We start from the raw sequence: 12019 nt of genomic DNA, 5'->3' as shown, positions 1-12019 counted from the left end.
CGCATTCCACCCGCCCCACGAGGAGTTTCAATGATCGTGTCAACCCGCTTCGGCCTGGATGGGCGGTGTGATCTGGAATGTGCGGCGGTCGCGCAGGAGTGCCCAGATGACGTCGACCAGGCGCCGGGCGAGCGCGATCAACGCTTGGGTATGCAGTTTCCCCTCGCCGCGTTTACGCTGGTAGAAGACCCTGGAGGGGCTATCGGGTCGTTTGATGCTCGGCAGCGCGGCCAGATAGAACACTCGCCGCAGTCCGCGGTGGTAGCGCTTTGGCCGGTGCAGGTTGCCGCGGATGCGCCCGGAATCGCGAGGGACCGGGGCCAGACCGGCGTAGGTGGCCAGGCGGCCGGGGTTGCCGAAGGCGGCGAGCAGGTCTCCTCCGGTGTCGGCCAGCAGCTGGGCGCCCAGGATCGGGCCGAAGCCATCGACGCTGGTGATGCGTTCGGCGTCGGGGTGATCGTCGAAGCGTTCGGTGAGTTGCTTGTCGAGTTCTTTGATCTCCCGATCGAGGTCGAGCAGTTGGCGGGCCAGTCTGGCGATCAGCGCTGCCGTGATCGATTCTGCAGGCAGGGCAAGGGTTTGTTCTCCGGCCGCGGCCAGTGTTTTGTCCACGATGGACGGAATGCTGCGGGTGTGGGCCTGGTGATCCAGAAGATAGGACCGCACCCCGTCCGCGCCGGCGGCGCGGACGCCGTCGGGGGTCTGAAATCCGGTCAGCAGGATCAGCGCGGAGCGGGTGGAGAAGTCGAAGGCCCGTTCCAGCGAGGGAAAAATCGACGCCAGCAGCTCACGGATCCGGTTGACGCCCCGCACCCAGTCGGCCATGAGGTCCTCGCGGCGGGCGGTGAGGACCTGCAAGTCGGAGACGATCTCGTTCGGGCTGGTCACCGGGGTCAGGTCCCCGCGCATCCGGGCGGTTTCGGCGATGGTGCGGGCGTCTTTGGCGTCGGTCTTGCCCTCCCCGGCGAACGCTCCGGCCATCCGGTTCACCAGCCTGCCGGGCACGTACACCACCGGCTGCCCGGTGTAGCAACAGGGTGATCAAAAGGCCGGCGGCACCGGAGGTCATATCCACCGCCCACACCACCTCACCTGCCTTTTTGGCGGCACGGGCGATCAACACCTCGATCGCGGTCCGACTGTTGACCACCTTCTGCTGGAACACGATCTTGCCGGTCTCATCCACCACACAGGCGTGGTGGCCGTGCTTGCCGACATCGATACCCACCCAGACGATCTTGCGGACCTTCACCGGGCCCGTCCTCCCGTCATCCCAGCTCAACCCCGCGGACGACCCCGCCTGCAGCTCCATAAACAGCGACCACGCGCACAGATTTCAATCAGCGGCCAGGGCGTCCAGAACGACGAGGCGGCCACTCCTTGGGAGCCACCCAACGGCAAGACACCATCAGCCACACCCCGCCGCCCTGGGCATCCAGAACACCACGTCCTGAACATCAACAATCTTATGGAGACACCATGACCACCGATGCCATCGACTCGATCCTCGACGGTCTCGTCGACATGCACTGCCATTCCGGACCGTCCCCGATGCCCCGGGAGTTCGACCACGCGGGAGGTGCCCGCGACGGCTGGGAGCGCCTGCGCATGCGGGCGATGGTCGCCAAGTGCCACCACCACAACACCCAGATGGACGTGCTCGCCCAACGCTCGCTGCTCGCCGACATCCCGACCGAGGTGATCGGCGCGGTCGCCCTGAACTCCACCGTCGGCGGCCTGAACCTTGCCCAGGTACAGCTCTGCCTCGGGCTCGGAGGCAAAATCGTCTACCTGCCGACCGTCTCCTCCGGCCGGCACATCGACTGCCACGCCGAGAACCTGGGATTCCCCACCCCGACCGTGAAACTGACCGCGGAGCGGATCGAAGTCGTCCGAGACGAGCAGGTCGTCCCGGAGCTGCTCCCCATCTTCGATCTGATCGCCGAACACGACGCCGTCCTCAACGGTGGCCACCTCCACCCCGAGGACATCAGCACGTGCTTCGCGGCCGCCAGGGAGCGGGGAGTGCGCAGGTTCGTCGTGTCCCACCCGGACTTCGTCATCGGCGCCGACCCCAAGCAGTGCGCGAGCTACATCGAGCACGGGGCGCTGATCGAGCACGAGCTCCACATGTACGACCCGGGCGCCCGGATGCGCTGGCCGATCGAGCAGCTCATGGAATGGATCTCAGCCCTCGGACCGGAAAACACGCTGATCGGCTCCGACCTCGGCCAGGCCGGTTTCCCCCGTCCGGTCGATGCATTCCGGCGCGTCGCCGAGGCACTGCTGGACCTCGGACTGGCGGAGAAGGATCTACGCCGGATCGTGCACGACAACCCACGAGAGCTGCTCTCGCTGTCCGACTGATCGCACGATCGTGCACACCGAGCCACGTCCACCGCACCGTGTGCGTGCCGAAAATACGTCCGTGCAGGTCAAAGCTTTCGGCAGATGGTCGATCAACGTCCGGCATGATCACGTCATGTGCTGGTCCGCTTCGTCTTCTTAGCTGTCGCTCACGCCTTCGCAACGCTGCGACTGTTGCCGATGATTGACCGTGAGAAGGATGTTGAGATCCTGGCCTTACGCCACCAACTCGCCGTGCTGCAACGGTAACTCGGCGACCGACGCCTACAACTGCGACCTGAGGGTAGGGCGTTCCTTGCCGCACTCCTCGTGCCGCTGGCTCGCTCGACGCTACATCGGCTCCGGCTGCTGGTCAGCCCGGACACGGTGCTGCGGTGGCATCGGGAGCTGGTGAAACGTCGCCACGCCTGCGCAAGCGCGAACCGCGGGCCTGGGCGTCCACGAACTCTCGCCTCGATCCGCCGTCTCATCCTCCGTTTGGCCGCCGAAAACCCCTCCTGGGGGTATCGGCGTATTCACGGAGAACTCGCCCTCCTCGGTATCAAGGTCGCCCCTTCTACAGTGTGGGAGATTCTTAAGGCTGCTGGCGTCACCCCGTCTCCGCAACGGAGAACCATCACCTGGGCCAGTTTCCTGCGCTCCCAAGCCGAGGCCATCCTGGCGATGGACTTCATCGAGACCGTCACACTTTCCGGTCAGCGCCAATACATTCTCGCAGCCATCCACCACGCTGACAGGCTTGTCCGCATTCTCGGCACCACCGCGCACCCTACCCATGCATGGGTGGCGCAAGCCGTCCGCAACCTGCTGATGGACCTGGAGGACTCCGGAAACCTCTCTCAGATCAGGTTCCTCATCCGCGACCGCGACGCCAAGTACCCCGCCTTGATCGACAACATCCTCAGCGACGCCAGGATCAATACTGTGCTGACCGGTATCCGGATGCCCCCGCATGAACGCAATCATGGAACGCTGGGTGAAGACGCTCCGCGCCGAACTGCTGGACCGCACACTGATCTGGAACGAGAGACATCTCCGACATGCACTGCGCGAGTACGAACGGCACTACAACCTGCACCGAACCCACCGATCACTCGCCGCCGCGGCACCCCTGCAAGCCCGGCCCCAGCCCCTTGAGCCCGACAGGATCGAACGCCTCGCCATACGCCGATACGACCGACTCGGCGGAGCCATCCACGAATACCGACATGCCGCTTGAACTGCATGGACGTAGTTTTCGGCACCCACAAGGTCACGTACTCCTGAACAGCCGGTCCAGATGCACGTCGATCGCGGCGAGCGCGTCCTGGGGCTCGATCACGTCGAGTTCGATCAGGGAGGTGAAGCCGGTGAGGGCGAGGAGCAGGTTGGTCTCGGTCGCCGGGTCGCGGCCGGAGTCGATGTGCCCGTCGGCGATCGCCTGGCGGACCAACTGCTCGACGAGGGCCCGCCCTTGGACGAGGCCGCGGCGCGCCTGCTCGTGCACGGCCTCGTCGTGCAGCGCCTCCAGGACGTAGGCGGCGCTCATCCGGCTGGTCGCACGGGCGTCGGCATGCAGGGGGAGCATTTCCGCGAGCGTCAGTCGCAGCACGTCACGGGGGTGCGGACGGTCACCGAGCTTTTCGAGCCCCTGGTGTATGCGCACCGAGGTCTGCTCGGACGCGAAGTCCATGGCGAAGGAGAGCATGGCGGTCCGGGAGGCGAAGTAGTGCTGCAGCTGCCCGAGTGACATGCCCGCCTCCTGCGCCACCACGCGCATCGTCAGCTGTGTGACGCCGCGCTGCTCCACCACCCGCCACAGTGCGCGGGCGATCGTTTCGCGGCGTCCGCGGTGATCCACCTGTTTCGGCATCGCCGGCCCCTCCCTCGTACCCCGAGACTGTTTCAATACAGTTGACATAATACACCTGACCCATAATTCTGGGGTCCACTCGAGGGAAGGACTCGTCATGTCCGAACAGCCAAAGGTACGGACCACGGAAGGCGTGGTGCAGGGGCGCCGGCGGCAGGGGCACGCGGTGTTCCGCGGCATCCCCTACGCCCAGCCCCCGGTCGGAGCGCTCCGCTTCGCCGCGCCCGCGCCGCCGCACCGCTGGGAGGGGACGAGGCAGGCGGTCGAGTTCGGCCCCGTGGTGCCGCTGTCCCTGCCGATCGACGTGCCCCCGCAGGGCACCGACTGGCTGACGCTCAACGTCGGCACTCCGGATCCCGGCGCGGCGGGACTGCCGGTGCTGGTGTGGATCCCCGTGGGCGGCTACCTCTCGGCGGCGTCGAGCGACCCGATGTACGACCCGGCAGCGCTGGCCGAGGCGGGAGTCGTCGTGGTGACCATCAACTGCCGCGTGGGCGCGGAGGGATTCGCGTTCCTCGACGACGTGCCGCCAAACCGCGGATTTCTCGACCAGATCGCGGCGCTGGAGTGGGTGCAGCGCAACATCGCCGCCTTCGGAGGCGACCCCGGCCGGGTCACCGTGGCCGGGGTGTCCGCCGGGGCGGGCTCGGTCGCCGCCCTGCTGACGATGAAGTCCGCGCGCGGGCTGTTCCGGCGGGCCATCGCCCATTCGGTGCCGGGGCTGCACAGCACCCCCGCGCTGGCACGGCAGGTCACCGCCGCGTTCGCGGACCGGCTCGGCGCGGCGGCCCCCACCGCCGAGGCCCTGCGCGACATCGACCCATGGCACCTGGCCGCCGAGCTCACCTCCTTCAACGCCGGCCTCCACGCGCACCGGGAGAGCTGGGGACGCCTCACGGAGACCGGCACCGCGCTGTGCCCCGTCGTCGACGGCGAGGTCCTCCCGGAAACGCCCTGGCCCGCGCTGACCGGCGCGCGCGCGAGCGGGACCGAACTGCTCGTCGGCCACACCCGGGACGAATTCCGGTACTTCAGCGTCATGAGCGGACGGTACGGCACCTTCACCGAGGAGGACGCCCACGCAGCCCTGGAACTGCACGCCCCGCAGCCGGACGGCGCGCGGGCCTACCGTGCCGCGTTCCCGCAGGCGGGCCCGGAGGAGTTGGTGGAGACGGTGTACTCCGACGCCCTCTTCCGCATGCCGTCACAGAAGCTGGCCGAGGCGAACGCCGCAGCCGGCGGCACCTCGTACCTGTTCGAACTGTGCTGGGTTGCCCCGGCCCTCGGCGGCATCCTGGGCGCCTGCCATAGCCTCGACGTGCCCCTGGCGTTCGGCACGCTGGACAGCCCCGTCGGCACCCAGCTCATCGGCGAGGAGCCCACTCCCGAGGCCGTCGCGCTCTCCCGCGAACTCCAGGAGGCATGGGTCCGCTTCGTCACCACCGGCGACGCGGGCTGGTCCGCCCACCGGCCCGACGGGCACCTCACCCGCGTCCTGGACACCGAGTCGAAGACTCTGCCCTACCCCGAACAGGCATCCCGCCAGATCTGGGAAGGCCACTCCCCCGCCCCCTTCGATCTCTCGCAATTGTCCGGGTCGGCTCCTAGGCCCTCCGCTCGGGTCGGTGCGATGTGCCGTAAAGTAACGCTCCGTGAGCAAGAGCACGGAGTGTAGTGGGGTCGTTCGCGGTTCCGGCCGAGGGCGTTCTGGCTGGTGCAGGTCCGGACGCTGGCCACCGCCGGGGTGCCGCTGGCCGACATCGGGCCCCTGCTCGACACCGACGCCGCGGGCTTTGCCGACGCGCTCACCGGCGTCGAACGGCAGCTCACCGAACGGATCGAGGAGCTGACCGCGCGACGTGACACGCTGCGCCGGCTCGCTGATGGAGACCGGGCTCTGCTGCCCGAGCGCGCGGTGGCGCTGCTGGAGCGGATGTCCGGCCTCGGCTTCTGTACCGTGCCATAACTATCCTCGGTCGGCGACCAGGGGCTTCGTTGACTGGCCGCCCGGAGTACGGCGGCCAAGGACATCGAGATCCTGGTGCTGCGACATGAAGTGGCAGTGTTACCCCGCCAGCTGGGGCGCCGACCCCGTTAATCCTGGCCGGATCAAGCAACTCTGTCCGCGCCGGCCCGCTTACTCCCCCGCGCCCTGCGACGGGCCCGGATCGTCACACCCGGCACACTGCTGGCCTGGCACCGGCATCTGATCACCAAGAAGTAGAACTATCCCTCACGGCCTGGCCGGCCACCGATCACCACCGAACTCCGCGACCTCATCGTCCGCCTGGCCCGAGAAAATCCCAGGTGGGGCCATCGCCGCATCCACGGCGAACTGATCGGCTTGGGGCACCACGTCGGCGCGGGCACGATCCGCCGCATCCTCCGACAATCCCGCATCGGCCCCGCTCCCCGTCACACGGACACCTCGTGGCGCAGCTTCCTGCGCGCTCAGGCATCCGGACTGCTCGCAGTCGATTTCTTCCACGTCGACACCATCGGCCTCCGCCGGCTGTATGTCCTGTTCGTCATCGAGGTCCGTACCCGCACCGTTCATATCCTCGGCGTCACCGCCAACCCGACTGGTGCCTGGACCACGCAGGACGCCCGCAACCTGCTGATGGACCTCGGCGAACGAGCCGCATCGTTTCGGTTCCTGATCCGTGATCGCGATACCAGGTACACCGCAGCGTTCGACGCGGTGTTCGCCTCCGAGGGCTTGCGGGTCATCAAGACCCCGCCGCGGACACCGCGGGCGAACTGCTACGCCGAACGATTCATCCGCACCGTCCGCGAAGAATGCACCGACCGACTCCTGATCTACAACGAACGGCACGCCATGACAGTGCTAACCGAGTACTCGGACCATTTCAACTCCCACCGCCCACACCAGAGCCTCGACCAACACCCGCCGGACCACGTTTCGACGACAGCGATCCCGATCGACGCCCCCCATCCGGCGTCGAAAGGTCCTCAACGGACTGATCAACGAGTACACCCGAGCCGCTTGATGACCGTCAGAAAACCAAGGTCAACCCTGTGCATCGAGTTTTGGCACCCTACAGGGATCGGCGACGAAAGCCCGGTCGTGATCCACGCGGACGCGTGATCTCTGTGGCCTACCTCGCCATTGCCCCGAGCCTTCCGGAGCCGATCGCGGGCACCGACGCCGCGAGCGCTTCCTGGCAGCCGGTCGACGACGTGCTGAGCGGGCGCCTGAAGCTGGCCTTCGACCACTTGGAGATCGTCGCCGACGGTGTGGAGCGGGCTCGAGCGAAGCTGGAGCGGACAGCGCTGGCCACCGCGTTCTGCGCGGAGACCTTCACGATCTCGGACTTGCAAACGGTTTACGAGGCGGTCTGGGGAGTCTCGCTCGATCCGCGGAATTTCTACCGAAAGGTCCAGGGCGTTCCGGGCTTCCTCACGCCCGTGGAGTCGACCCGCCGAACGACCAAAGGCCGTCCCGCCCGCCTGTACATGGCCGGGTCGCGAACTGTACTGCATCCGCCGTTGATCCGCCCCGAACACCCGATGTCGGACGAGGAGGACCATTGACGAACGACCTGGTAGTGATACTCACAGCCTTCGATCTCGAGTATCACGCCGTCCGGGAAAGACTCGTCGCCCCGCAGCTGCACCACCACGACAAAGGCTCGCTCTTCGAGGTCGGCCGCCTGCGAGGCAGCGATTGCCGAATCGCGCTCGGGCAGACCGGCAAGGGGAATCATCCGGCGGCAGTGTTCGCTGAAAGAGCGATACAGCAGTTCTCACCGGCTGCGTTGTTGTTCGTCGGTGTGGCGGGCGCGTTGTGGGACAAGACGAAGCTGGGCGACGTCGTCGTAGCGACCCACGTGTACGGCTACCACGGCGCGACCAGTGAAGACGACGGAGCGAAGGCCCGGCCGCGAGCCTGGGAAACCGCACACCTTCTCAACCAGCTCGCCCAGCACGTGGCCCGCTCCGATGACTGGTCCCGCGACCTGCCCGGCGATCACACGCCCAAAGTCCATTTCGGACCCGTTGCGGCGGGCGAGGTCTTGCACAATTCCCGCCACTCTTACGAGGCGCGCTGGGTCCGGGAACACTTCAACGACGCGCTGGCCATCGAGATGGAGGCGGCCGGTGTCGCGCAAGCAGGGCACTTCAACGCCGTGCCGGTCGCGATCGTGCGTGGCATCAGTGATCGAGCCGATGGGACGAAGAACAGTAGCGACGACGCCGACTGGCAACCACGGGCCGCGGCCGGAGCCGCCACGTTCGCAACTCATCTCGCCAAGCAACTGATCGCCAGACAGGAGCGCATCGCGATGGAGAAAGAGTGCGACACCACAAGCCATACCACTGTGACCAGCCACGGCATAGCCGGCATCGTGGCCCGCGATGTCAATAACAGCACCGTCCACATGTCGGCCGGGCCGGAGTCCACCGCGACCGATCTGACAGCCGAGTTGCGTGGGCTGCGCGATCAGCTGGCGAGCGCACGGGCAAACGGCGCCGTTGACGACGCCACCTACAAGGCGGCGAACGAAGAGCTCGACAACGCCAGTCGGGCCCTCGAAACGAAGGAACCCGAGGCCAGGAGCAGGGCCCTGCTGTCTCTGAAACGACTGCGCGGCCTGGTCGCCGAAGTCGCGGAGCTCGTGACCAAGATCGCCACCATTATCTCGGCGGTGAACGGCCTGTCATGAGCGAGAATTCGGAGACATCCACCACGAAGGTGAGCGTCGAAGCGGGATCAACGGCCGGCATTGTCGCAGGCGCCGTGCACAACTCGACCGTGTACGTGAGCACTCCGGCTGACCCGCCCATCCGGAAGTACGAGGTCGGCCGCAACCTTCTGGACGGCGGCGCGCCCGGCCAGGCCCGGGATCTCATCCGCGATGCCATCGCGCACGGCTTCGACTCCGCCGAAGTGCGTTTCCACTGGGTGTTGGCGCTGCTCAGCAAGCGATCCTACCGGGATCTCAACGCGCAGGAACGAGATCAGCTGGAACAGACATCAAAGGACCTGCACTCCTTTCCAGAGAGCGAGTGGAAGCTCGCCCTGTCCGCGGTGTGCAAGCTGCTGGACACCACGGCAGGCCACAACTGCAACCCGGCAGCCGCGCTCGACGAACTATTCGAGACCCAACCGAAGCAGCGTGACAAGATACTGCGCCATCTCGACCTGGTCCTCACCGGTGGGATGAAAGACCGCCTGTGGTCGGAGGCCCGGGTCGCGGCCAAGCAAGCTCAGGTGAGCAATGGCCGCTTCGACCGCGTGTGGGCGTACTTCCATCCCCTGCCGATCAAGCCGCGTCCACGGGCGGTGGCGCAAGTAGCCATTACCGATCGCGACCAGAGGCTGAGACTTCTCGGCGCTGCGGTGTTCGTCCTTGCCGTCGGCTACCTCGGATGGCTGGTGCTGCAGCGCGCCGCGTCATTACCTGTGATCTCCTATCTGCTTGCGCTCTTCGCCGGTTACGTCGCGGCACGCAACGCGCTGGAATGGCGCTACCGCAAGTTGCGCCTGAGAGCCAAGGAAAGGGTCTACTTCGGACTGACGGAACGCAGGCGCGCTCCAGAAGGCGGGTTCGCAGACAAGGTCGACCAGTCCTTCGATCGCTACTTCAACAAGTACGCGCCGCAAGAGGAAACCCGCCAGACATGGCTGGCTGCGACGGCTGGCATCCGCAACGAGCTGCGCGACGAGATCGCCGAGATCTACCGGGAGAGCAGAACCTCTATCGGCCCGGTCAACTGGCTGATCGCCTACCTCGTGCTCGATGTCCGCAAACGCTGGCGAGCAGGCACGTTGTTCGACTTTCAACGGCAGTACCGAATCACACCGGCAACGAAGGCATGGTGCTTGCTGGCGCTGGTCGTGGCCATCCCGGCAGCAGTGATCGCTATGGCCGCGGCGTTCCAGACCGCGCTGCTACCCGCCGTAGTAGCCGCGCTCGCCGCGGTACTCAGCGGACGCACCGCAGCACAGCGTGGATTTCACATCATCGCCGAACGGCGACGGTACGCCGAGGAACATCTGGAGCAAGAGCAGGCATTCGAAGAACGATTGGCCGCCTACCACCGGTGGGAGCAAAAGCTGAACTCCATCCGCCCGGACGAGGACGAGATGGAAACCTGGCTGAACTCCGACAAGACCTTGCTGCTCGACAAGACACTGCGCCACTACCGGCTGGCGTGGTGCGACATCATCGCCCACTCATTCCTGCAAACCCCCGCTGCTGGGACCAAACGTGCCCGGTTCCAAGGCTGTCCCTGGAGGTACTCCAAGTACGACATCCGCCTGTTCCTCATAACCCTGGACGGGGTTCGCGAGGTCAGCACTGAACTCAACTTCGAGACAGGCTCGTACAACGGCGAGGAACGGAGCAACTACCGCTTCGACGCCGTCTCCTCCGTCCACGTCGCCACCACCAGCACACTCAAGTACACCCTGGAGCTGACGCTGAGCAACGGCCCTACCAGGAACATCCGAGTCACAGAACCCGATGAACAGCAACCCACTCCCGAGGAGCACATCGACTCCTTCATCGCTCTCAACCTCGAAACCGCAGGGTTCACCCCCACCCTGCACATCCTGGAAGGCATCGCCGCAGAGGGTAAGAACTGGATCAACCACCATCCGCACCGCAAACCGCCCGCGGATCGCTGAACCGCGTCAATCGCCCTCCCGCGACGATATTGGAACGACGCCCCGGTCCCCTGGTGAAAGCATGTTACCGGCTGGTTTGCTCCGGCTGACTACCCCGCCCGCCGGGGCCGATGCGGAAGGTCAGCTGGAGTGGCCCGCCCAGTCAGAGCTGCCTCGACCAGCGCTTCGGACAGCAACGCGGTTCGGACTACTGATCGTCCGCGGCCCAAGTGCGGTTCGTGCGCTTGCCGTAGAGGTCTTCGCCGGCTTCAACGCTGTCGATCTCAATGCGGTCGCCTGAGCTGTCGCCGCTGCTTTCCTTCCCGATGACTGTCCTACGCGCTTTCACGTTCGTGATCCTGATGTCATCACCGCTGGACGTCGTCGCGTCCTGGTTACCGGAGCGTCTCGCCTGCATTACCAGTCCCCCAGCTACGGACAATGCACCGATAACTGCTGAGACCCAGCTGGCGAACTCCCAGCTCTTCGCCGCGATCGCAAGCGTCACAGCCGCTACGATCGCTGCGGCTCCGACCACCAACGCGACCCGCTTCAGCACTGCCATGACGATCAAGTCTGCCAGCGCACCCATGACCGCATACAGCCAGCTGATCCCCACTCGGATTCCGCGATGCCTCCAGCCAAAGGCTCAGAGATCATTTGCCAGGCCCCTCCAGTAGGCGAGGTCATGTCGGGTGGTCTGCGTGTCGGGGTGTTCCGGGCCGAGCACCTGCAGTTGGGAAGCTAATGTCGCTTCGAGCTCACGGACGGCTCCCGCCACATCTCCGGCCTGGCCCCGAAAGAAAGCGAGGCTGTGCTGGGTCGTCAACGTGACAGGGTTCTTCGGCCCCAGCATGACGTATCGTTCCGCCAACAGCTTTTCCAGCTCAGCGACGGCCCCAGCCGCATCTCCTGCTAAGCCCCGAAAGTAGGCAAGGCTATGCCACGTGGCCATCGTGTCCGGATCTTTTGGGCCGAGCACCCGCCACTGCGAAGCCAGCACCTCCTCTAACTCTCCGACGGCCCCAGCCACATCTCCGGCCTCACCGAGAGAAAATGCGAGGCTATGCCGGGTCGTCAAGGTGGTGGGATGGTGCGGCCCAAACGCATGTAGCTGGCTAGCCAACAGTTCTTCCAGCTCGGTCACCGCCCCTGCCACATCCCCA

At 65.9% G+C, this 12019-nt stretch carries 10 protein-coding genes and 2 pseudogenes; 8 read left to right on the top strand and 4 right to left on the bottom strand.

What is annotated here, in order from left to right:
* Positions 1 to 39 precede the first annotated feature (39 nt).
* A pseudogene (locus AB0H93_RS38180) lies at positions 40 to 1252 on the bottom strand (IS110 family transposase).
* Between the two features lie 227 nt (positions 1253 to 1479).
* Here AB0H93_RS38180 and AB0H93_RS38175 point away from each other — a divergent pair.
* Positions 1480 to 2367, top strand: a complete 888-nt coding sequence (locus tag AB0H93_RS38175; protein WP_358580324.1) for a DUF6282 family protein — start codon at positions 1480 to 1482, stop codon at positions 2365 to 2367.
* A gap of 952 nt (positions 2368 to 3319) precedes the next feature.
* The gene (locus tag AB0H93_RS38170; RefSeq protein ID WP_358580321.1) at positions 3320 to 3586 is read left to right on the top strand and encodes an integrase core domain-containing protein; all 267 of its coding nucleotides are present in this window, start codon (positions 3320 to 3322) and stop codon (positions 3584 to 3586) included.
* Positions 3587 to 3619: 33 nt separating this feature from the next.
* On the opposite strand, the gene AB0H93_RS38165 is transcribed toward AB0H93_RS38170, so the two are convergent.
* Entirely contained in the window at positions 3620 to 4219 is a 600-nt protein-coding gene (locus tag AB0H93_RS38165; protein ID WP_358580319.1) for a TetR family transcriptional regulator C-terminal domain-containing protein, read from the bottom strand.
* 97 nt (positions 4220 to 4316) lie between these two features.
* On the opposite strand from AB0H93_RS38165, the gene AB0H93_RS38160 reads away from it, so the two are divergent.
* From AB0H93_RS38160 to AB0H93_RS38135, 6 genes and pseudogenes are all read left to right on the top strand, one after another.
* Positions 4317 to 5894 (top strand): carboxylesterase family protein, encoded by a 1578-nt coding sequence (locus tag AB0H93_RS38160; RefSeq protein WP_358580317.1) that lies wholly within the window; start codon positions 4317 to 4319, stop codon positions 5892 to 5894.
* Positions 5895 to 5933: 39 nt separating this feature from the next.
* A complete protein-coding gene (locus tag AB0H93_RS38155; protein WP_358580315.1) occupies positions 5934 to 6185 on the top strand; it encodes a hypothetical protein in 252 nt (83 codons plus the stop codon).
* A gap of 288 nt (positions 6186 to 6473) precedes the next feature.
* Positions 6474 to 7328 (top strand): integrase core domain-containing protein, encoded by an 855-nt coding sequence (locus tag AB0H93_RS38150; RefSeq protein ID WP_358580373.1) that lies wholly within the window; start codon positions 6474 to 6476, stop codon positions 7326 to 7328.
* Positions 7301 to 7774 (top strand): annotated as a pseudogene (locus tag AB0H93_RS38145) (NUDIX hydrolase); the annotation flags it as partial. The gene AB0H93_RS38150 and the pseudogene AB0H93_RS38145, both read left to right, overlap by 28 nt.
* Positions 7771 to 8907, top strand: coding sequence for a 5'-methylthioadenosine/S-adenosylhomocysteine nucleosidase (locus AB0H93_RS38140; protein WP_358580313.1), 1137 nt, complete (start codon positions 7771 to 7773; stop codon positions 8905 to 8907). The pseudogene AB0H93_RS38145 and the gene AB0H93_RS38140, both read left to right, overlap by 4 nt.
* Positions 8904 to 10874 (top strand): hypothetical protein, encoded by a 1971-nt coding sequence (locus tag AB0H93_RS38135; RefSeq protein WP_358580311.1) that lies wholly within the window; start codon positions 8904 to 8906, stop codon positions 10872 to 10874. Before AB0H93_RS38140 ends, AB0H93_RS38135 begins: the two co-directional genes overlap by 4 nt.
* A 187-nt stretch (positions 10875 to 11061) precedes the next feature.
* Here AB0H93_RS38135 and AB0H93_RS38130 read toward each other — a convergent pair whose 3' ends face one another.
* Both AB0H93_RS38130 and AB0H93_RS38125 read right to left on the bottom strand, forming a co-directional pair.
* The gene (locus AB0H93_RS38130) at positions 11062 to 11472 is read right to left on the bottom strand and encodes a hypothetical protein (protein WP_358580309.1); all 411 of its coding nucleotides are present in this window, start codon (positions 11470 to 11472) and stop codon (positions 11062 to 11064) included.
* Positions 11473 to 11502: 30 nt separating this feature from the next.
* The coding region (locus AB0H93_RS38125) for a tetratricopeptide repeat protein (protein ID WP_358580307.1) at positions 11503 to 12019 on the bottom strand (517 nt) is incomplete at its 5' end.

It is taken from the genome of Saccharopolyspora sp. NPDC050642, assembly GCF_040654735.1.
Lineage (GTDB): Bacteria > Actinomycetota > Actinomycetes > Mycobacteriales > Pseudonocardiaceae > Saccharopolyspora > Saccharopolyspora elongata.
Note: the sequence above shows the minus strand (reverse complement) of the source record. Positions and strands in the feature narration are given on the sequence as shown.